Here is a 20,257-nt window from a genome sequence, read left to right on the forward strand (position 1 = left end):
CTGGCTGTCCTGGAACGCCGCCTCGACCTCACCCTGGGGGGGCTGGACGTGTACGTCAACCTCGCGGGCGGCCTGAAGGTGCCCGACCCCGGGCTCGATCTCCCGGTGGCGCTCGCGGTGTATTCCGCGGTGGTGGGCCGGGCGCTTCCCGGCAACGTCGCCGTCTTCGGGGAAGTCGGTCTGGCGGGCGAGGTCCGCTCGACCCAGGGAGCCCTGCGCCGCGCCGAGGAGGCGGCCCGGGCGGGCTACCGCAACCTCATCGTGCCCCCCGGACTGGATGGGCGCGAGGGCGTCCGCAGTGTGGAGGAGGCCGTGGGGCTCGTCTGGAAGGCAACGAATTGAAGAGCTTGCCTTCATGAAGGTGTAGGGATGTGAAGGAGTGCATAGAGATTTGGTCAAGAAAAAAGCGCCCGCCTGAGATGTGTCTGTCGAAATCTCGGGTCACACTGGGGTCACTTATGAACAAGACCCTGCGAATTCTGACCGTCACCGCCCTGCTCGCCGTGCCCACGAGTGTCCTCGCCCAGACCGGCACGGATACGACGGGGACGGGCACCACCGATACGACGGGGACCGGAACGACCGATACGACGGGAACGGACACCACCGGAACCACCGATACCACCGGCACGGACACGACTGGAACGGATACGACCGGGACCGATACCACGGGTACCGACACGACGGGCACAGACACCACCGGGACAGACACGACCGGCACCGATACCACGGGCACGGATACCACCGGCACCGACACGACGGGTACGGACACGACCGGGACGACCGATACCACGGGCACGGCTGGAACCACTGACACCACCACCACCACGGACACGACGACCACGACCACCAACCGCGGAACAGACTGGGGCTGGCTGGGCCTTGCCGGTCTGCTCGGCCTGGCGGGCCTGGGAGGGCGCCGCGCCACGAACGTGCGCCGGGTGGATACCACGACCACCACCACGCGCCGCTAAACCGCAAACAGGGAGCCGCCGCCCGACCATGGGGTGGCGGCTTGTATATTCATAGAGGAATCATTGCGTCCGGGTGTCCTCCCTACCCACTGAACGTTTCTCGTGGAATCAAGACAATCACCGAAGCCACGTGTCTTGCACCTCCGGCGCAGTCTGCTGTAATGCCAAAATAATCCCTCTTCGCACGGGCTCGTCAAGAGAGGCAAGCGGTGCCTGAATATCTTCTACCTGTTAAACGCTGGTACCGGGGCAGAACGTATCCTCGTCGCAAGTTTTGAGGAAAAGGAGCAGACGGAGGAATGCCTCCACCAGGGAGCGCAATCGAAACACTCGCTTCAGGCTGCTGGCTTTATACCCGTCCGGGCAAAGAAAGGGCCGCCACCCGTGCAGAGGTGGCGGCTTTCTTCGCTGAGGTTTAGTTCAGCACCCCGGTCTCGAAGCGGAACTTCTGGCCGTCGTAGTCCACCGTCAGGGTGCTGCCCTCGGGGACGTGGCCCGACAGGATTTCGCGGGCGAGCGGCGTTTCGACCTCGCGGGCGATGGCGCGCTTGAGGGGACGGGCCCCAAAGGCGGGGTCGTAGCCGAGCTGGGCGAGCTTGTCCTTGGCACTCTCGGTCAGGTGCAGCGTCACGCGGCGCTCGGCCAGGCGCCTCCGCAGGCCGCTCATCTGGATCTCGACGATCCGCTGCAGGTCGGCGGGGGTCAGCGCGTCGAACACGATGACGTCGTCCACGCGGTTCAGGAACTCGGGCCGGAAGTGCGCCTGCAGCACGGCGAGAACCTGCTCGCGGATGCTCTCGGCGCTGTCACCCCGGGCCTGCGCCTCCAGGATCAGCGGTGAGCCGATGTTGCTCGTCATGATGATCAGCGTGTTGCGGAAGTCCACCGTTCGGCCCTGACCGTCCGTGAGGCGGCCATCGTCCAGCACCTGAAGCAGCACGTTGAACACGTCCGGGTGCGCCTTCTCGATCTCGTCGAGCAGGATCACCGAGTAGGGACGGCGCCGCACGGCCTCGGTGAGCTGGCCGCCCTCCTCGTAGCCCACGTAACCGGGAGGAGCCCCGATCAGGCGGGCGACGGTGTGCTTCTCCATGTACTCGCTCATGTCGAGCCGGACCATCGCGTCGGTCGAGTCGAAGAGGAACTCGGCCAGGGCCTTCGCCAGCTCAGTCTTGCCCACCCCCGTCGGCCCCAGGAACATGAAGGAACCCAGCGGGCGGTTGGGGTCGTTCAGCCCGGCGCGGGCACGGCGGATCGCGTCGGACACGCTCACGATGGCGCGGTCCTGCCCGATCACCCGCCCGTGCAGTTGCTCTTCCAGGTGCAGCAGCTTCTCGCGCTCGCCCTCCATCAGCTTGCTCACGGGGATGCCCGTCCAGCGGCTCACGACGGCGGCGATGTCCTCCTCGGTCACTTCCATGTGCGCGAACTCGGCGCCCTTGAGCTTGCGCTCCAGCTCCTGCACCTCGCGCTCCAGTTGCGGCAGGCGGCCATACTCCAGCTCGGCGGCCTTCTGGAGGTCGTACTCGCGGCGGGCCTTTTCAATATCGGTGCGGACCTGATCCAGCGCCTCGCGCTTCTCGCGCAGGGCCTGAACCTCGCCTCGCTCGGCCTCCCAGCGGGAGCGGACCTCGGCCAGCTCGTCGGTGATCGCGCGCAGCGAGTCCTCGATGTCGAGCAGGCGGTTTTGCGAGTCCTGGTCCTTCTCGCGCTTCAGGGCCTCGCGCTCGATCTCCAGTTGCAGCTTGCGGCGCTGGAGCTGGTCGATGCGCTCGGGACTGGATTCCAGCGCCATCCGCAGCCGGGCCGCCGACTCGTCGATCAGGTCGATGGCCTTGTCGGGCAGTTGCCGGTCGCTGATGTAACGGTGGCTGAGCTGCGCGGCGGCCACGAGCGCGGGATCGGTAATCTCGACGTTGTGGTGGACCTGATACCGCTCCTTGATGCCGCGCAGGATGGAGATGGTGTCCTCCACGCTGGGCTCGTCCACGAAGACGGGCTGGAAGCGCCGCTCCAGGGCGGGGTCCTTTTCAATTTCGCGGTACTCGTCGAGGGTGGTCGCGCCGATCAGGTGCAGCTCACCGCGCGCCAGGGCGGGCTTGAGCATGTTGCCCGCGTCGGGGCTGCCCTCGGTCTTGCCCGCGCCGACGATGGTGTGAATCTCGTCCACGAAGAGGATGATCTCGCCCTGCGACTGCACGACCTCGTCGATGACGCCCTTGAGGCGTTCCTCGAACTCGCCGCGGAATTTGGCGCCCGCGAGCAGGCTGCCCATCTCCAGCGAGACGATGCGCTTGTTCTTGAGCCCCTCCGGCACGTCGCCCTTCACGATGCGGATGGCGAGGCCCTCGGCGATGGCGGTCTTGCCGACGCCGGGCTCGCCGATCAGCACGGGGTTGTTCTTCGTGCGGCGCAGCAGAATCTGCATCACGCGGCGAATCTCCTCGTCGCGGCCGATCACGGGGTCGAACTTGCCGTCACGGGCGCGCTGGGTCAGGTCGGTGCCGTACTTCTCCAGCGCCTCGAATTGTTGTTCAGCGGTTTTGGTGGTCACGGTCTTTCCTTTCCGGGCCTCCGTCACGGCCTGGCGCAGGGCGGCCTCGGCGGGCAGGCCGGGCGCGCGGCTCTCGCGGCGCAGGGCGAGGAGCAGCGTGTCGGCGGCGATAAAGGTGTCGCCGAAGCTCCTGGCCTCCTCCTCGGCCTTCTGGAACGCGCGGTTCAGCGCGGGGTCGAGATACAGGTTGTCGCCGCCGCCCTGCACGCGCGGCAGTTTGGCGATCTCGGCGTCCAGCGCGGAACGCAGAGCTTTCAGGTCGGCTCCCGCAGCGGTCAGCGCGCGGGCCGCGGTCTCGTTGTCGGTCAACGTCCGCAACACGTGCGCGACGGTGAGGCTCTGCTGGTGGTTCTGCTGTGCCAGTTGCTGCGCGGCGGCCAGGGCCTGCGTGGCAGCTTCGGTAAAACGTTCGGGATTCAAGAGGGGTACCTCCGTGGGACAAATGCCTTAGGTACCCCTATTGTGCAACTTGAGTGTGGTTATGTCAAGTTATTGGAGTGGCAGGAGGAATGTTCCCAGACGGGCTCAGCGGCCTGAGGGGACGAAGCGCCCCCCCTCCTCCCGCGTCAGCGTGCCGCCGATGAATTCGCCCATCCCCTCGGCGGTGATCGGCCGGTCATTCAGGGTTCCCTGCCCGCGCACCGGTCCCTCCCAGTAGGCGACGGAGGTGTTTTTCGTCAGCAACTCCTGCTCGTCGCGCACGGCGTCCAGGGTGAGGCTCAGGCCGGGCGCGCTCACGGTCCACCCCAGCACGTACTCGCGCCCGCTGGGGCTGCGGTACACCCGGCCCGGCGTCATGGTCACGTCCGGCACCTCCCGCGCTACGCCCGCCTGATCCACCCGCGAGCCCGCCACCTGCACGACCTGCCCGGCGGCGTTCCGCACCCGGTAGAGCATCAGGTCCGAGCCGTCCGAGAGGTGCAGGCCGAACCAGTCCCAGCGGGCCTGCGCGCCGGGCTGCTGGTCACCCCACTGGTGGTCGAGCCAGACCTGACCCGTGACCTCCCGCGTCTCCCCACCGGCCAGCGCCACCGTGCCGCTCGCCTCCAGCCGGGTAATGCTCTGGTAGTACAGCCGCCCCACCTCCGGGGTGCCCGAGTAGCCCGGCGGGTGAACGACCAGCCCCTTGAGCGGCTTGAGGGTGAGGTTGAGTGGCCCGGCGCCGAGCCGGAAACTCCCGTCGGGCTGCTGGTTCAGGCGCCATTGCCCCTGCTCGACCCGCAGGGGCGGAAAGCCGTAGCGGGTGTTCTGTGACTCGTTTTCAAATAGGTTCAGCTTGTCGGCCCGCAGGTCCGCGACCGCGAGGTGCCCGGCGTGGTAGGGAATACCCCGGTAGTTCACCTTGAACTGCGCCCAGTGGAAGGCGAGCCCCGACTCCGGCAGATACCCGGAGACGTACCACCACTCCGTCGCCACGTTGTGCGGCCCGAAGTCCGAGGGCTGGGGCTGCCGGTTGGGGTCGAAGGCCTCCGGGCGGGGCAGGCAGGACGTGAGGAGCGTGGCCGACAGGAGGGCGAGCGCGGGGGCGGGGAGCGTTCGGAGCTTCATGGCTCACCGTACCCGGTCCCGCCCCGGGGCTCGGTGGGCGGCGGCACAAGAAAGAGGCCGCCCCGTTTCCGAAGCGGCCCCACACCTTGAACCTTTCTTTATAACAACTTCAGGTGAGTCGAAGACGAACCCGAGCGGAGCGAGAAGAAGAAAAAACCGGCTTGCGGCAATGGAAGAACATCCGGTGGGTTGCCCGGATGTTCTGGAATGAGAGCAAGTCGGTTCTACTCGTCGCCCAGGTACGCCTTGCGCACGCTCTCGTCCTGCGCGATCTGCGCGGCGGGACCGCTGAGGCGAATCTCGCCCGTCTGGAGCACGTAGGCCCGGTGCGCGATGGCGAGCGCCATGCTGGCGTTCTGCTCCACCAGCAGGATCGTCGTGCCGCGCTCCTTGTTCAGCCGTTCCACGATGTCGAAGATCGCCTCCACGAAGAGGGGCGAGAGGCCCATCGAGGGCTCGTCCAGCAGCAGCAGTTTCGGGTTCACCATCAGCGCGCGGGCGATCGCCAGCATCTGCTGCTCGCCGCCCGACATCGTGCCGCCGAGCTGCCCCTCGCGCTCCTTGAGGCGGGGGAAGAGCGCGAAGGCCTCCTGGATGCGCTCCTCGATCACCCGGCGGTCGGTCACGGTGTACGCCCCGACCTCCAGGTTCTCGCGCACCGAGAGCTGACCGAAGATGCGCCGCCCCTCCGGCACGTGGCTCATGCCGCGCCCCATGATCACGTGGGCGGGCAACCCGGTCACGTTCTGGCCCGCGTAGCTCACCTGGCCGTGGCGGGGCTTCATCATGCCGCTGACCGTGCGCAGGGTGGTCGTCTTGCCCGCCCCGTTGCCGCCGATCAGGGCCACGATCTCGCCCCCGTTCACGGTCATGTTCAGGCCCTTGAGGGCGTGGATGTGGCCGTAGTAGGTGTGAACGTCGCGCAGCTCCAGCATGGGCGTGCCCGTCGCCTGCGCGGCGCTCGTCATCACTTGCGTCTCAGGCATGCGGCCTGGCCTCCTTGCCGTACTCGCCCGCCGCCGCGCCGCGGCCCAGGTACGCCTCCATCACGCGCGGGTCGTTGCGAACCTGATGGGGGAGCCCCTCGCTGATCTTCGTGCCGTAGTCCAGCACGGTGATGTTTTCCGAAAGGGTCATCACCAGGCGCATGTCGTGTTCGATCAGCACCACCGTTACCCCCAGGTCGTCCCGGATGCGGCGAATCAGGGCCTTGAGGTCCTCGGTCTCGCGGGGGTTCATGCCCGCCGCGGGTTCGTCCAGCAGGATCAGCTTGGGCGTGGTGGCGAGCGCCCGGGCGATCTCCAGCCGGCGCTGGTCGCCGTAGGGGAGGTTGGTCGCCAGCTCATGGCGCCACTTGCTCAGGCCCACGAAGTCCAGCATCACCCGGGCCGTCTCGCGCGCCTCGGCCTCGGTCTGGTGGAAGGTGCCGGTCCGCAGCACCGCGTCCCAGAAGCCCACCTTCAGCCGGGCGTGCCGCCCCACCATGATGTTCTCCTCGGCGGTCATGGTGGAGAAGAGCCGGATGTTCTGAAAGGTGCGCGCGATCCCGGCGGCGGCGATCTGGTCGGGCCGCAGCCCCACGAGTTCCTGCCCGGCGAGCCGGATGGTGCCCCGGTCGGGGGTGTAGATCCCCGTGATCAGGTTGAAAAAGGTCGTCTTGCCCGCCCCGTTCGGCCCGATCACCGAGATGATGCTCTGGGGCGGCACCTGGAAGGTCACGTCGTTCACGGCGGTCAGGCCGCCGAAGGTCTTCGTGACCCCCTGCACGTCGAGGATCGGCCCGGAATACGTCATTCTGGCGGCGGTCACTTTGCGCCTCCCGCCCGGTCTTCCTGCTTCTGGGGGGCGAAACCGGGGCTGTAGACCTCGCCGCCCGTCGTGAGCGCCCGGCCCTCGCCCTGGGCGCTCTCGTCCTCCTGGTTCTCGTCCTGGTGCAGCTCCAGCGTGCGGCGGCGGTTGGGCAGCAGCCCCTCGGGGCGCAGCAGCATCATGGTCACCAGGATCACGCCGAAGATCAGCCGCTGAAGCTGCCCGGGGTTCACCTGCTGCGGCAGCCCCAGGTTCGCGGTCGCCTCGCCCAGCCCCGGCAGGATGCGCAGGTTGAGCAGCGTGACCACCGCCGCGCCGAGAATCACGCCCGGGAAGGACCCCATACCCCCCAGGATCACCATGCTCAGCACGCCGATACTCTGGAACAGGTTGAAGCTCTCCGGGGAGATAAAGGTCTGCTTGGCCGCGAAGATCATGCCCATCACGCCCGCAAAACTGGCGCCCGTGGCAAAGGCGATCAGCTTCGTCTGCACCAGCGGCACGCCCATCGCCTGCGCGGCCACCTCGTCGTCGCGGATGGCGATCCAGGCCCGCCCGATCCGCGAGCGGTCCAGCCGGATGTTCACCGTCAGGATGAGGGCGATCATGGCCAGCACCAGCAGGTACAGGAACAGCAGGTAGTACTGGTCGGGCTGGAAGCCCAGCGTCCCCGCCAGGCGGTCAAACCACGGCACGGGCGCGCTCTTGATGGGCGTGATGCCCTGCGAGCCCGCCGTGAACAGGTCGAGGTTGTTCGCCAGCACCCGGATCACCTCGCCCAGGCCCAGCGTGATGATGGCGAGGTAGTCCCCCTTGAGCCGCAGCACCGGCAGGCCGATCAGGACGCCCACGATGGCGGCGGCCAGGATGCTCAGCGCGAGAAACAGCCAGAAGAAGTTCCCGTCGATGCCGTTGGCCAGGCCCTGCGCCCGGGAGGCGTTGAGGACGAGCAGCGCGCGGCCCGTGAGCAGCAGGCCCGCCACCAGCCCGAAGCTCGCCAGCCCGAAACTCCAGGTCGAGAGCCGGGTGGGCCGCACGACCCGGCGGCGGATATACACCATGCTCGCCGCCGTCACCGCCGTCAGGAAGAGCCCGAAGGCCAGCGTGGCCGCGTTCGTCGCGCCGGGGTTCTCCCCGTAGTAGCGCAGAATTTCCCCGAAGCGCGGGCTGCCGAAGATCCCCCAGGTATACGCGCCCACCGCGAAAAAGGCCACGTACCCCAGGTCGAGCAGGCCCGCCAGCCCCACCACGATGTTCAGCCCCAGCGCGAGCGCGGCGAAGATCATGATCTGAATGCTGAGGTCGAGCAGGCTGGTGTCCTCCTGCCCCGCCATCGGCAGCACCAGGAGCAGGCTCCCCAGGCCGACGAGCGCCTTGGCCCAGGGCGCCGCGCGCCACAGGTACGCGAACAGCACGTTGGCGAGGAACAGCGAGACGATGACCGCCTCCACGATGGGGTTCTGGAGCAGACGGCCCAGGCCACCCAGGGTGCCGAGGAGGTCGCTGTTGTGCGACAGCAGGAGCAGGGCGCTCGTGACCAGGAAGATCAGCACGAGCAGAATGGTCCGCTCCGGCGCGGGACGGGCGCGGCGCGGGGCCGACGGGTTGGCAGCCGTCATACCTTCTCCACGTTGCTCTTGCCGAGCAGGCCGGTCGGTTTGAAGATCAGGATCAGGACAAGCACGATAAAGGCCCCGATGCGCTGGTAGGAGGCGTTGATGGACTCCAGGTTGGCGATGTTCAGCAGGCTGCCGAACACGTTCGTGACCCCGATCAGGTTCTGGATCACGCCCAGCACCAGCCCGCCCAGCACGGCGCCCGGAATCGAGCCGATGCCGCCCAGCACGGCGGCGGTAAAGGCGATGATGCCGGGGTCGAAGCCCGAGTAGGCGTTCACCGTGCCGAACTTCATGCCGAACAGCACGCCGCTGATCCCGCCCAGCGCCCCGCCGATCAGGAAGGTCGCGCTGATCATGCGGTTCGAGTCAATGCCCATCAGCCCGGCGGTCACCCGGTCCTGCGCGACGGCGCGGATCGCCTTGCCCAGCCGGGTGCGGTTGACCAGGTAATTCAGCACGCCCAGGCTGAGAAGCGCCACCACGATCAGGATCACGTCCTTGAGCTGGAGGTCGATGCCGACGGTGCGCAGAAAGTCGCCGGCGGCGGCGCAGGAACTCTGCGCCGCGCAGAACTTGCCGCTGAAGCCCGCGGGCAGGGTGTACGTGAGGTCGAATCTCCCCTGGAACCCCTCGATGATCCGCAGCAGGTCCTGGAGGATCAGCGACACGCCGATGGCCGTGATGAGCGGCACCAGCTTGGGGGCGTTGCGCAGCGGGCGGTAGGCCAGCCGCTCGATCAGCACGTTCAGCAGGCCCGACACCGCCATCGCGGCGACGAGCGCGATCAGCAGCTTGAGGTAGCCGTTCATCGGGCTGGGGGCAAGGACCCGGAAGACCTCGAAGCCCACGACGGCACCCGTGACAAAGACCTCCGAGTGCGCGAAGTTGATGAGTTGCAGCACGCCGTACACCATCGTGTACCCCAGCGCGATGATGGCGTACACGAAGCCCAGCACGAGGCCGCCCACAATCACGTTCACGATGAATGGCAGCAGTGTGGCGAGGTCCAAAGTCGATACTCCTCTCTCGGTTGGCCCGGGCGCGGGGGGCCGGGGGATGGGGGCGAGAACGGCGGGCAGTCGCGCGGCGCGGCGGGGGAACCTTCCGCACACGGTAGCGCACCTGACGGCGCCCGGTCAGCCCTCAGCGTTCCCCCCAAAAAAAGGAGCCGGGCAAGATGCCCAGCCCCAGGGTCGCGGGGAAAGGTCGGGAATGGGTGCTGCTCGGCCTTCCCCCGCCGGTTGGGACGTTCGGCGGCGTTACTGCCGCGCGGGCTTGACTGGGATGCGGGTGGCGAGCCGGTACTTGCCGCCCTGCACGTTCATCACGTACAGCGTGGCCGCCGTGCGGTCGCCGACGCTGTTGAAGCTGACCCGGCCGGAGAGCAGGCCCGTGAAGGTGCCCTTGCGGATGGCCGCCTCGACCTGCTCGCGGGTGGGAACCTTGTTGCCGTTGGCGCGGGCCGCGTTCAGGATGCCCTGAAGCACGACCTTGGCGGCGTCGTAGCCGAAGGCCCCGAAGCCCTGGGCCTCGTCATTGAAGGTCTTCTTGAAGTTGGCGGCGAACACCTTCGCGGCGGGCAGCGCGTCGATGGGCGCGGCGACCGTCGTGAAGTAGATGTTGTTCGCGCCCGTCCCGGCGATGGTCGCCAGCTCGGAGCTGTCCAGGCCGTCCCCGCCCACCACGGGCGTGTCGATGCCCGCGTCGCGGAGCTGCTTGATGAACACGCCCACCTGGTTGTAGATGCCGCCGAAGTAGATCGCGTCGGGGCGCTGGAGCTTGATCTTGGAGACGATGCCCGAGAAGTCGCTCTTCTCCTCGGTGCCCTCGTTGGCGACGACCTGGATGTTCTTGGCCCGCAGCGCCTTCTCGACTTCCTTCGCCAGGCCCTCGCCGTAGGCGGTCTTGTCGTTCAGGATGTAGACCTTCTTGGCCTTGAGGTTGCCGGTGATGAAGTTCGCGCCCGCCGGGCCCTGCGCGTCGTCACGGGCGACGATGCGGTTCATGTTGCTCAGGCCGCGGTCGGTGACCTGGTTCGCGGTGTTCGCCGGGCTCACCATCGCCACGTGGCTGGAGGCCAGCGCCTGGCTGGAGGGGATGGCGACGCCGGAGTTCAGCGTGCCCACCACGGCGAGAATCTGCCGGTCGGCGGCGATCTTGCGCGCCTGCGCGGTGCCGGTCGCGGGGTCGGCCTGGTCGTCGTAGGCGACGAGTTGCAGGTTCATCCCCAGCTTCTGGAACTGCGCCTTGTACTCGTTCACGGCGAGCTGCGCGCCGTTGCGAATCTGGGTGCCCAGGTCGCTCTGCCCGCCCGAGAGGGGCGAGAGGGTGGCGATCTTCACGGTGGTCTGGGCGCTGGCGGTTCCCAGGGCCAGGGCAGCCAGAATGGAGAGGCTCAGGGCGGATTTCTTCATGCGTCCTCCGGGATGATGCGCGGTGTGCGCGGTGGTTGAGATGGCGCTGATTCTAGGCAGGTTATAAAGGGAAGTCAATGTAGGGCTCATGAGGCCGACTTCAAGAGGAACCGGTTCCAAATCAGATTGCGAAAAGATTGTTGCTCCGAGTGGAACAGAGGAGCAATAGTCGATTGTTCTCGGCGAAACAAAGCCTTTTTTGCCCCCGGAACACCTCAGATGGGCGCCGATGGGGGTGGGGGGAGGTGTGCGGCCCTCCTCAGATCAGGTCGAGATACCGCTCCAGTTCCCAGGGGTGGACGGTCGCGCTGTACTCGCGCCACTCGGCGCGCTTGGCGGCCACGAAATGCTCCATGACGTGTTCGCCCAGCGCCCCGGCGATCACGGGGTCCTTTTCCAGCTCGTCCACCGCCTCGCGCAGGTCGGCGGGGAGTTCGCGGATGCGGTGGTGGCGTTTCTCGCGCACCGTCATGCGGAAGATGTTGCGCCCGATGGCGGGAGGCGGCTCCAGCCCCTGCTCGATGCCGTCCAGCCCCGCCGCCAGCAGGGCGGCCAGGGTCAGGTACGGGTTGCAGGAGGGGTCGGGCATCCGCACCTCGGCGCGGGTGGAGTTGCCGCGTTTGGCGGGAATGCGGATCAGGGCCGAGCGGTTGCTCGTGCTCCAGGCGACGTTGACCGGGGCCTCGTAGCCCGGCACCAGCCGCTTGTACGAGTTCACGAGCGGGTTGGTGATCGCCGCCATCCCCTCGGCGTGTTCTAAGAGTCCCGCGATGAAGTGCCGGGCGGTATCCGAGAGGCCGTGTTCGCCCCCCGGGTCCGCGAAGGCGTTCTGCCCGCCCCGGAACAGGCTGAGGTGGCAGTGCATTCCCGAACCGTTCACGCCCACGATGGGCTTGGGCAGGAAGCTCGCCAGCAGCCCGTATTCCAGGGCCACCCGCTTGACCACGAACTTGAAGGTGGCGATGCGGTCGGCCGTCTCCAGCGCCGGGGCGTAGCGGAAGTCGATCTCGTGCTGCCCGGGCGCGACCTCGTGGTGGGCGGCCTCGATCTCGAAGCCCATCTGCACCAGTTTTCCGGCGATCTCGCGGCGGATGCGCTCGCCCTTGTCCACGGGCGCCAGGTCGAAGTAACCCGCCTTGTCGTGCGTGACCGGGCTGACCCGCCCCCCCGCGTCCCGCTCGAACAGGAAGAACTCGGGCTCGGTGCCCACGAACATTTCGAAGCCCCGCCCGCGCGCCCGCTCGACCTGCCGCTTCAGCACGAAACGCGGGTCGCCCTCGAAGGGCGTGCCGTCCGGCAGGGTCACGTCGCAGATCAGCCGCGCGACCCGGCCCCGGCCCTCGTCCCCCCGCGAGAATTGCGGGTAGATCAGGAAGGTGGAGAGGTCGGGCCGCAGCAGCATGTCGCTCTCCTCGACGCGCGTGAAGCCCTCCACCGCGCTGCCGTCGAAGGTCACGTCGCCGCGCAGCGCCTTCTCGAACTGCGACTGCGGCACCTCCACGTTCTTCGTGGTGCCCAGGATGTCGGTGAATTGCAGCCGCAGGAACTCCACGCCCTCCTGCTGGAGCGTGCCGAGCAGGTCCTGCGCGGTCGGTGGGGGGGTTGGGGTCATGGGATGTCAGCGCCTCCGTGTCCCCTGACCGTAGCGGGAAGGTGGGGGGACGCGCAAGCCGTGGCGTCTGGGCGAATGCGGCCTGTTCTCCGGTCTCCGTACTTCCGGCATGAACATGAGGAGCAGTTTGCATCGATCCCCCCAAGAAAGCCCGGTTGTCCAGCCTATCTGTGCAAGTTGTCGTGCCCGCGTTGACCACCTCTTCCGCACGCGCCTATACTCGCGGGGACTGCGCGGTGGGGCCGCACCCTGTCCACCCCGCCCGGAGGGGATGCCTTATGAACCACGATCTGGACGTGATTTCTGCCGCCCGCAACTGGCGGGTCGAGACCTCGCCGCCCGCCACGCCCGCCCAGGTGGTCGGCGAACTCTTTGCCAGCGACGTGCTGACCCTGGAGGAACTCAAGACCCGGCTCTCCAAGTCGGCGTACAAGAGCCTGCGGGGCACCGTGGAGCGCGGCGAGACGCTCGACCCCGCCATCGCCGACACGGTGGCGCTCGCCATGAAGACCTGGGCGATGGAGAAGGGCGCGACCCACTACACCCACTGGTTCCAGCCCCTGACGGGCGCGACCGCCGAGAAGCACGACTCCTTCGTCTCGCCCAACGGGGACGGCGGAGCCATCGCGGCCTTCAGCGGCAAGGAACTCATCCAGGCCGAGCCCGACGCCTCCTCCTTCCCGTCGGGCGGCCTGCGCGCCACCTTCGAGGCCCGCGGCTACACCGCCTGGGACCCCTCCAGCCCGGCCTTCATCATGCGGCACGCGAACGGGGCGACCCTGTGCATCCCCACCGCCTTCGCCTCGTGGACGGGTGAGGCCCTGGACCTCAAGACCCCGCTGCTGCGCTCGGTGGAGGCGCTGAACCAGGCCGTGACCCCCGCGCTGCACCTCTTCGGCGCCTCGTTGGGCACCCGGGTGGGCAGCACGCTGGGCGCCGAGCAGGAATACTTCCTGATCGCCGAGGAGTTCTTCTTCCGCCGCCCCGACCTCGTGATGACCGGGCGAACCCTCTTCGGCGCGCAGCCCCCGCGCGGGCAGGAGCTCGAGGACCACTATTTCGGCGCGATCCCCGACCGGGTGCTGAGCTTCATGACCGACGCCGAGCAGCAGCTCTACGCGCTGGGCATCCCGGTCAAGACCCGCCACAACGAGGTCGCCCCCGGCCAGTTCGAGATCGCCCCCATCTTCGAGCAGAGCAACGTGGCCGCCGACCACCAGCAGCTCATCATGCAGGTGCTGCGCAACACCGCCCGCAAGTACGGCCTGGTCGCCCTGCTGCACGAGAAGCCCTTCGCGGGCGTGAACGGCTCGGGCAAGCACTGCAACTGGAGCATGAGCACCGACGCGGGCGAGAACCTGCTCGAGCCCGGCGACACCCCGCACGAGAACCTCCAGTTCCTGTTCTTCTGCGCGGCGGTCATCAAGGCCGTGGACGAGCATCAGGACCTGCTGCGCATCTCCGTCGCCTCGGCGAGCAACGACCACCGCCTGGGCGCGAACGAGGCGCCGCCCGCCATCATCTCCATCTTCCTGGGCAGCGAGCTGACCGAGATCTTCGACCGCCTGGAAAGCGGTGAGGGCGGGCGCGGCGCCGAGGCCGGGCTGCTGGGCCTGGGCTCGCCTGTGCTGCCGCCCCTGCCCCGCCACGCCGGGGACCGCAACCGCACCAGCCCCTTCGCCTTCACCGGCAACAAGTTCGAGTTCCGCGCGGTGGGCTCCTCCCAGAGCATCTCCTTCCCGATCACGGTCCTCAACCTGATCGTCGCGGATGCGGTGCAGTCGCTGACCAACGAGTTGCAGGCGCAGCTCAACCGGGGCGCGGGGCTCGACGCGGCGGTGGGCGAGATCGTGAAGGCGACCTACAGCAAGCACAAGCGCATTGTGTTCAACGGGGACGGCTACTCCGAGGAGTGGCACCGCGAGGCCGAGCATGAGCGCGGCCTGCTCAACCTGCGGACCAGCCTGGACGCCATCCCGCTCCTGACCGCCCCCCACAACGTGGAGCTGTTCAGCAAGTTCGGCGTCCTCTCCGAGCGCGAGTTGAGCGCCCGGCAGGAAATCATGTACGACATCTACTTCAAGACGGTGAACATCGAGGGTGAGACGACCGAGTACGTCGCCCAGACGATGATCCTGCCCGCCGCCGCCGAGTACCTGGGCGACCTGAGCGCGGTGAAGACCCCCAGCCGGGCGCTCGACGCGACGGCCACCGAGGTCGCTGCACTCACCGACGAGCTGTACGACGCCCTCCAGACCCTGCGCGAGCAGAACCGGGAGACGGGCGGCGAGGAGATTCACGACAAGGCCCACCACGTCCGTGACCACGTGCTGCCCGCGATGAGCCAGGTGCGGCAGGCCGCCGACCGCCTGGAGAAGGTCGTCGCCGACAAGCACTGGCCGCTGCCCACGTACCGGCAACTGCTGTTCGTGAAGTAAGAAGTAAGCGGTCAGCGGTCAGCTTTCAGAAAAAGAAAAGGGAGTCGTCCGTGTGCGGGCGGCTCCTTCTGTGGGCTGCCCTCTGATCACGGACGGCGGCCCGCTGGTAAACTGACCCCCGTGCTGAACATGCTGCGCAAACCATCCGTCACGCCCGCCGAGCTGGAGACCGGGCTGGCCGAGCTGGGGCTGGACGGGTCGCAGCATGTCATCGTCCACGCCAGCCTGAAGTCGTTCGGGCACCTGGAGGGGGGCGCCCGGGCGGTGGTGGACGCCCTGAGTGCGCGGGCCGCGACGGTGGTGGCCCCCGCTTTCACCTACCACACCCTGCTGCGCCATCCCACGTCGCCCGTCCACGCGCGCTTTCACCGGGACACCCGGGTGAGCCGCGACATCGGCCGGGTGCCCCAGGAACTCGTGGAGCGGGCGGACGCGGTGCGCTCCTTTCACCCCACCCTGAGCTTCATCGCGCTGGGGACCGAGGCGGAGCGCGTCACGGCGGCGCAGACGCTCGCCAGCCCCTACGCCCCGGTGGGGGCGCTGTACGACCTGGACGGCTACGCCCTGCTGATGGGCGTGGACTTCGGGAGCAACACGACCATCCACTACGGCGAGCACGTGGCGGGAATGCCGCTCCTCACCCGCTACGTGCCGCTGGAGGGCGGCGTGGTGCCCACCGCCTTTCCCAACTGCTCGGCGGATTTCGGGCGCCTGGAGCCCTATGTGCGGGGCCGCTCCACCCGGGTCGGCAACGCGACCCTACGCCTCTTCCGGGTGCGCGAGCTGGTGGACGGCACCGTGCGCCTGCTCACCCAGGATCCCGAGGCGCTGCTCTGCACCTACCCGGGCTGCCGCTGCCAGGAGGTGCGGAGGCTGGTGCGGCAGAATGGGCTGACGCCGCGCCCACCGGCGCCCCAGCCCTCCTGAGGGGACCCCGGACGCTCTACCCTGGCCCCATGACCCTCGCCCTGTACCACCACCACCAGTCGCCGACCCTCCTCACCTTCACGGCCACGGTCGTGGACGCGCGTGACGGCGCCGTGGCCCTCGACGCCACCGCCTTCTACCCCGAGGGCGGCGGGCAGAACGGGGACGCGGGCGTGTTGCACTGGCCCGGCGGCGAGGCGCGGGTCCTCGATACCCGCAGGGACAAGCCGAGCGGCGTGGTCTGGCACGAGGTGGAGGGGACGCTGCCCCCAGTTGGTGCTGAGGTGACCGGCGAGGTGGACGCGGCGCGGCGCTGGCGGCACATGGCGCGGCACTCGGCGGAGCACCTGCTCGCCCAGGCGTTCCTCCGCGTCAATCCCGCCTTCCGGGTGGCGGCGGTGAGCATGCGAAACGCCGAGAGTACCCTCGACCTGGAGGGCGACCCGGCCGAGGCGGATGTGGAAGCCGCCGAGGCGCTGCTGCGGGAGACCCTGGCCCGCAGCGACCTCACGCTGGAGACACCGACCGTCCCCGAGGCAGACCTCGGGCACTATCCGCTGCGCCGCGAGACCAGGGTGCGCGGCGACGTGCGGCTGGTCATCTTCCGGGACGCGGACGGCACCCCCTTCGACGTGAGCGCCTGCGGCGGCACCCACGTTCCCCGGGCGGGCATGGTCGCCCCGGTCGTCGTCGTGAGGACCGAGCGCATCCGGTCAGGCCTGACCCGGGTGGTCTTCATGGCGGGCGAGGAGGCCTCCGCCTTTCTGACGGGCGTGTACCGGGACGCCCGGGTATTGGCGCAGAGGTTCAGTGTGCCCGTCCCGGCTCTGCCCGAGCGGGTCGCCGCCCTGGGCACGGAACGTGACGCCCTGAAGGCCGAGGCGGCGACCCTGCGTGAGCGGCTGGCCGTGGCCCTGGCGGCGGCGGCGCCGCTAGAGGAGGTCGCCGGTGTCCCGCTCCGCTGGCTCACCCTGGACGACGCGGCGCTCCTGCCCGCCGCCCTGGCCGCCACCCCGGCGGGGGAGGTGCGGGCCGCCCTCGCCCCGGGTGGACGCTGCGGCGTCGGCAGCGGGCGGGCCGACGTGTCCGCCGTGGAGTTGCTGGGAGCCGCGCTGAAGGTGACGGGCGGCAAGGGGGTGGGCGGCCCGCGCTCGCCCAGGGAACCACCGGAAGTCCCGGGGAGTTCAGGCAGGCCGTTCGCCGGGTGCTGGCGGACGCCTCGCAGCCTGTTTGAGGCCTTCCGCCACTTGACAACCCCATCACTCGCCACCCGCTATGCTGTGGGCGCATGAAAAAGAACCTGATGCTGGTGGGCACGGCGCTCAGCCTGAGCAGCTGCTCCATGCTGCTGAGTGCGAACCGGGCCGACGTGACGGTTATCGGCGTGAACGACTTTCACGGCAATCTGCTCCCCACGAGTTTCCGGGTGCCCGACCCCGCCGACCGCACCAAGACCGTGTCGGTGCAGGCGGGCGGCATCGAGGCCATTGGCGGCATCCTCGCTCAGGCCCGCCAGGACAATCCCAACACGGTGTTCGTCGGGGTGGGCGACATGACGGGGGCCAGCCCCCTGGTCAGCGCCCTGCTGCGCGACGAGCCCACCATCGACGCGCTGACCCAGCTCGGGATGCAGGTCAACGTGGTCGGCAACCACGAGTTCGACAACGGCATCGGGGAACTCCTGCGCTTCCAAAAGGGCGGCTGCGACAGCAACGCGCCCGACCGGGCCTGCAAGTACGAGAACACCTTCCCGGGTGCCGGGTACACCTACATCGCGTCGAACGTGATCGACGAGAAGACCGGCCAGCGTGTCTTCCCCGCCTACAAGATCGTGAAGGTCGGCCCGGCGCGCATCGCCTTTGTCGGCGCGGTGCTCAGGGACACGCCGACCGTCGTGACCCCCTCGGGCGTGGCGGGCCTGCGCTTCGAGGACGAGGTGGCGTCCATCAACGCCGTCATCCCGCAGATCAAGCGGGGCGGGGCGGACGCCATCATCGCGCTCGTCCATCAGGGCGGGGCCAGCCCGGACGCCTTCGACGTGGTGGACTGCAAGACCCTGACTGGTCCCATCGTGGACATCGCCAAGGGCCTCGACCCGGCGGTCAGCGTGATCATGAGCGGGCACACGCACCGCGGGTACAACTGCCTGGTGCCCGGGCCGAACGGGCAGAACCGCGTGGTCATTCAGGGCGACGCCTACGGCCACCTGCTCCAGCGCCTCGACCTGAGCATCGACACCCGCACCAACCGGGTGCTGTCCGTCCAGGCCCGGAACGTCGTGGTGGACGCCAAGGACGGCCCCAAGGACGCGGCCATGACCGCCATCGTGGAGAAGGCCAAGGCCCTGACCGACCCGGTGGCGGGGCAGACCATCGCCACTCTCGGGGTCGAGCAGATCACCCGCGCGCAAAACCCGGCGGGCGAGAGCGCCCTGGGCGACGTGATCGCCGACTCGCAGCTCGCCGCCACCCGCGCCCCCGAGAAGGGCGGCGCCGTGATCGCCTTCATGAACCCCGGCGGCATCCGCGCCGACCTGCCCGTGAACGTGCCCAACCCCGAGCGCAACGTCACCTACGGCGACGCCTTCACCGTGCAGCCCTTCGGCAACATCCTGACGGTGATCACCCTGACGGGCGCCCAGATCAAGGACGTGCTGGAGCAGCAGTTCGACAATCCCTCCGCCGGGCAGAACCGCATCCTCCAGGTCAGCGAGGGCTTCACCTACACCTGGGACAACAGCAAGCCCAAGGGGGAGAAGGTCAGCAGCATCACCCTGAACGGCCAGCCCCTCGATCCGGCAGCGAGCTACCGCGTCACGGTGAACAACTTCCTCGCGGACGGCGGCGACAACTTCACGGTGTTCGCGCAGGGCACGGGCCGCCTGGGCGGCGACGTGGACATCGACGCCTTCGTGGCCTACCTGAAGTCGAAGACGGTCGCGCCGGGGCCGCTGGGCCGCATCACCCGCCTGAATTGAGGGCAGGCCCGGGCCGGGGAGGGGAGCCAAGGCGCACCCCTCCCCGGCTCCTATTTCTGGAGCAGGGCCGTGAGCTGCCGCCGGATGGCATCAAGAACAGGAGCGCTTTTCAGGCAGGCCGCGAGCGCGCGGGTCGCGTGATGCTCGCTGCCGGTCATAGCCTCGCTCAGATGCGCGGCGACCGTGGGATGCAGCCGTCCCGCCCGGTACAGCGCCGAGTCCAGCAGGTCGTCCACCGGCAACCGGGTGTGCCGCTCGCCGTCCAGGGTGACCGTCTCGATCACCGCCCGCCCCCGCTCGTCCCCGATCAGGTGGGCGTGCAGGGGGCGCCCGGCATGGCGCGTCACCTGCTCGACGGTGGGGATCAGCGCGTTCACCAGATTCACGGCGAGGCTCAGGCCGAGCAGGTGCGCCCGGGCCACATCCGCCTCGCCACCCCCCAGGGTCTGCGCGAGGCGCCGGGCCAGGCGTTCCCCCTCGGCGTGGAGCAGGGCCTGGGGATCGTCCTCGTTGGCGGCGCGCGTCACGCCCCAGGCTAACGCGCGGGGAGCGGAGACGTTCCTCAACATCCCCTGTGCCCGTCTATCACCCGCTCGTGTCCGGAGGGGCTAGCCTGCGGGGATGGAAGGCGAAGCGGCGGGACTCTTCGGGCAGTTCGAGGTGGTGGTCGGGCAGGTGACCCGTTACCTGGCGACCGGGGTGGAGGGCGCCTCCGGCATCGTCGTGGGGATCGCGGTGCTAGAAGCCCTGTGGCGTTCGCTGGGGCTGTTCTTCCTGCGGCAGGGCACACCCGAATCCTTGAAGGAGGCCATCCGGCTGCGCCTGGGCCGCTGGCTCTCGGTCGTGCTGGAGTTCCTGCTCGCCGCCGACATCCTGCGAACGGCGGTCGCGCCCAACTGGGACGACATCGGAAAACTCGCGGCCATCGCCGGAATTCGGACGGCCCTGAACTACTTCCTGCAACGCGAGGTGCGCGAGGCCGAGGGCCAGCGGGCGGACGCCAAGATTACCTCCCCGCTCCAGTCCGAACAGGGTCAGGCCAGGCAGGGGTAGGTGGCCGTGCTCCCCGCGCTGCGCCTGTTCGTGGAGCTCGCCAGCAACCTCATCCTCTTCGGTTACGTGGGGGCGGCGCTGCTGGCCCTGCTGCGGGGCCGGGACCTGCTGCGCGCCCGGCTCCTCGTCGCCGACGGCATCCTCTTCGCGCTGAACCTGAAGGTCGTGGCGACGCTGCTGCGGACGGTGGAACTCACCACCTGGACCCAGATCGGCCTGTTCGCCGCCGTGTTCCTCCTCCGCACCGGCCTGAAGCGGGTGGTCACCTGGGAGCGGCAGGAGCTGCGGCAGGGCCACGGCTAGGCCGTCTGGACAGGTCGGGCGCTGGCGAG

At 68.6% G+C, this 20,257-nt stretch carries 17 protein-coding genes (1 of these 17 running past the window's edge); 8 read left to right on the forward strand and 9 right to left on the reverse strand.

Going from position 1 to position 20,257, the window contains the following annotated elements; translation table 11 throughout:
• Together radA and DAERI_RS13205 are read left to right on the forward strand one after the other, a co-directional pair.
• A protein-coding gene (gene radA, locus DAERI_RS13200) for a DNA repair protein RadA (RefSeq protein ID WP_103129898.1) crosses the window boundary here: on the forward strand, positions 1-342 show its end. It extends 1,005 nt beyond the left edge of the window; only the last 342 of its 1,347 coding nucleotides appear in the window; its start codon lies off the left edge, out of view; the stop codon is at positions 340-342.
• 116 nt (positions 343-458) lie between these two features.
• Complete coding sequence (locus DAERI_RS13205) at positions 459-974, forward strand: hypothetical protein (protein WP_103129899.1); 516 nt, start codon at positions 459-461, stop codon at positions 972-974.
• A 415-nt stretch (positions 975-1,389) separates the two neighbouring features.
• Here the strand turns inward: DAERI_RS13205 and clpB are convergent, their stop codons facing one another.
• The 8 genes from clpB to glnA all read right to left on the reverse strand — a co-directional run bounded on the left by clpB (position 1,390) and on the right by glnA (position 12,530).
• Complete coding sequence (gene clpB, locus DAERI_RS13210) at positions 1,390-3,948, reverse strand: ATP-dependent chaperone ClpB (RefSeq protein ID WP_103129900.1); 2,559 nt, start codon at positions 3,946-3,948, stop codon at positions 1,390-1,392.
• Positions 3,949-4,053: 105 nt separating this feature from the next.
• Complete coding sequence (locus DAERI_RS13215) at positions 4,054-5,076, reverse strand: lipocalin-like domain-containing protein (protein WP_103129901.1); 1,023 nt, start codon at positions 5,074-5,076, stop codon at positions 4,054-4,056.
• Positions 5,077-5,300: 224 nt separating this feature from the next.
• The gene (locus tag DAERI_RS13220) at positions 5,301-6,062 is read right to left on the reverse strand and encodes an ABC transporter ATP-binding protein (protein WP_235610381.1); all 762 of its coding nucleotides are present in this window, start codon (positions 6,060-6,062) and stop codon (positions 5,301-5,303) included.
• A complete protein-coding gene (locus DAERI_RS13225) occupies positions 6,055-6,870 on the reverse strand; it encodes an ABC transporter ATP-binding protein (RefSeq protein ID WP_103129902.1) in 816 nt (271 codons plus the stop codon). Before DAERI_RS13225 ends, DAERI_RS13220 begins: the two co-directional genes overlap by 8 nt.
• 11 nt (positions 6,871-6,881) lie before the next feature.
• The gene (locus DAERI_RS13230) at positions 6,882-8,504 is read right to left on the reverse strand and encodes a branched-chain amino acid ABC transporter permease (RefSeq protein WP_103129903.1); all 1,623 of its coding nucleotides are present in this window, start codon (positions 8,502-8,504) and stop codon (positions 6,882-6,884) included.
• Entirely contained in the window at positions 8,501-9,514 is a 1,014-nt protein-coding gene (locus DAERI_RS13235; protein WP_103129904.1) for a branched-chain amino acid ABC transporter permease, read from the reverse strand. The genes DAERI_RS13230 and DAERI_RS13235 overlap by 4 nt, the downstream gene beginning before the upstream one ends.
• A 249-nt stretch (positions 9,515-9,763) precedes the next feature.
• A complete protein-coding gene (locus tag DAERI_RS13240) occupies positions 9,764-10,918 on the reverse strand; it encodes a branched-chain amino acid ABC transporter substrate-binding protein (protein WP_103129905.1) in 1,155 nt (384 codons plus the stop codon).
• Between the two features lie 259 nt (positions 10,919-11,177).
• Positions 11,178-12,530, reverse strand: a complete 1,353-nt coding sequence (gene glnA / locus DAERI_RS13245; RefSeq protein ID WP_103129906.1) for a type I glutamate--ammonia ligase — start codon at positions 12,528-12,530, stop codon at positions 11,178-11,180.
• A 278-nt stretch (positions 12,531-12,808) separates the two neighbouring features.
• Between glnA and DAERI_RS13250 the strand changes: the two genes are divergently transcribed.
• The 4 genes from DAERI_RS13250 (at position 12,809) to DAERI_RS13265 (ending at position 18,872) form a co-directional block, all read left to right on the forward strand.
• Positions 12,809-14,968: a glutamine synthetase III family protein gene (locus tag DAERI_RS13250; RefSeq protein ID WP_103129907.1), complete on the forward strand. Its 2,160-nt coding sequence runs from the start codon at positions 12,809-12,811 to the stop codon at positions 14,966-14,968.
• Between the two features lie 120 nt (positions 14,969-15,088).
• Complete coding sequence (locus DAERI_RS13255; RefSeq protein WP_165794202.1) at positions 15,089-15,895, forward strand: AAC(3) family N-acetyltransferase; 807 nt, start codon at positions 15,089-15,091, stop codon at positions 15,893-15,895.
• 29 nt (positions 15,896-15,924) lie between these two features.
• Positions 15,925-17,187 carry an alanine--tRNA ligase-related protein gene (locus tag DAERI_RS13260; protein ID WP_439952254.1) on the forward strand — a complete coding sequence of 421 codons (1,263 nt, stop codon included), beginning with the start codon at positions 15,925-15,927 and terminating at the stop codon, positions 17,185-17,187.
• Positions 17,184-18,872, forward strand: a complete 1,689-nt coding sequence (locus tag DAERI_RS13265) for a bifunctional metallophosphatase/5'-nucleotidase (protein ID WP_103129908.1) — start codon at positions 17,184-17,186, stop codon at positions 18,870-18,872. The genes DAERI_RS13260 and DAERI_RS13265 overlap by 4 nt, the downstream gene beginning before the upstream one ends.
• 50 nt (positions 18,873-18,922) lie before the next feature.
• On the opposite strand, the gene DAERI_RS13270 is transcribed toward DAERI_RS13265, so the two are convergent.
• Positions 18,923-19,399 carry a hypothetical protein gene (locus tag DAERI_RS13270; protein WP_103129909.1) on the reverse strand — a complete coding sequence of 159 codons (477 nt, stop codon included), beginning with the start codon at positions 19,397-19,399 and terminating at the stop codon, positions 18,923-18,925.
• A gap of 94 nt (positions 19,400-19,493) precedes the next feature.
• On the opposite strand from DAERI_RS13270, the gene DAERI_RS13275 reads away from it, so the two are divergent.
• Complete coding sequence (locus DAERI_RS13275) at positions 19,494-19,925, forward strand: DUF1622 domain-containing protein (RefSeq protein WP_103129910.1); 432 nt, start codon at positions 19,494-19,496, stop codon at positions 19,923-19,925.
• Positions 19,926-20,228, forward strand: coding sequence for a DUF1622 domain-containing protein (locus DAERI_RS13280; RefSeq protein WP_235610382.1), 303 nt, complete (start codon positions 19,926-19,928; stop codon positions 20,226-20,228).
• Positions 20,229-20,257 lie beyond the last annotated feature (29 nt).

The organism is Deinococcus aerius, assembly GCF_002897375.1.
Taxonomy (GTDB): domain Bacteria; phylum Deinococcota; class Deinococci; order Deinococcales; family Deinococcaceae; genus Deinococcus; species Deinococcus aerius.

What these genes read in the sequence shown, in the direction of transcription:
- DAERI_RS13205 (WP_103129899.1), top strand. Translation starts at nt 459, where the DNA reads ATGAACAAGACCCTGCGAATTCTGACCGTCACCGCCCTGCTCGCCGTG.
- DAERI_RS13215 (WP_103129901.1), bottom strand. Translation starts at nt 5,076, where the DNA reads ATGAAGCTCCGAACGCTCCCCGCCCCCGCGCTCGCCCTCCTGTCGGCC.
- DAERI_RS13220 (WP_235610381.1), bottom strand. Translation starts at nt 6,062, where the DNA reads ATGCCTGAGACGCAAGTGATGACGAGCGCCGCGCAGGCGACGGGCACG.
- DAERI_RS13225 (WP_103129902.1), bottom strand. Translation starts at nt 6,870, where the DNA reads ATGACGTATTCCGGGCCGATCCTCGACGTGCAGGGGGTCACGAAGACC.
- DAERI_RS13230 (WP_103129903.1), bottom strand. Translation starts at nt 8,504, where the DNA reads ATGACGGCTGCCAACCCGTCGGCCCCGCGCCGCGCCCGTCCCGCGCCG.
- DAERI_RS13240 (WP_103129905.1), bottom strand. Translation starts at nt 10,918, where the DNA reads ATGAAGAAATCCGCCCTGAGCCTCTCCATTCTGGCTGCCCTGGCCCTG.
- glnA (WP_103129906.1), bottom strand. Translation starts at nt 12,530, where the DNA reads ATGACCCCAACCCCCCCACCGACCGCGCAGGACCTGCTCGGCACGCTC.
- DAERI_RS13250 (WP_103129907.1), top strand. Translation starts at nt 12,809, where the DNA reads ATGAACCACGATCTGGACGTGATTTCTGCCGCCCGCAACTGGCGGGTC.
- DAERI_RS13260 (WP_439952254.1), top strand. Translation starts at nt 15,925, where the DNA reads ATGACCCTCGCCCTGTACCACCACCACCAGTCGCCGACCCTCCTCACC.
- DAERI_RS13265 (WP_103129908.1), top strand. Translation starts at nt 17,184, where the DNA reads ATGAAAAAGAACCTGATGCTGGTGGGCACGGCGCTCAGCCTGAGCAGC.
- DAERI_RS13275 (WP_103129910.1), top strand. Translation starts at nt 19,494, where the DNA reads ATGGAAGGCGAAGCGGCGGGACTCTTCGGGCAGTTCGAGGTGGTGGTC.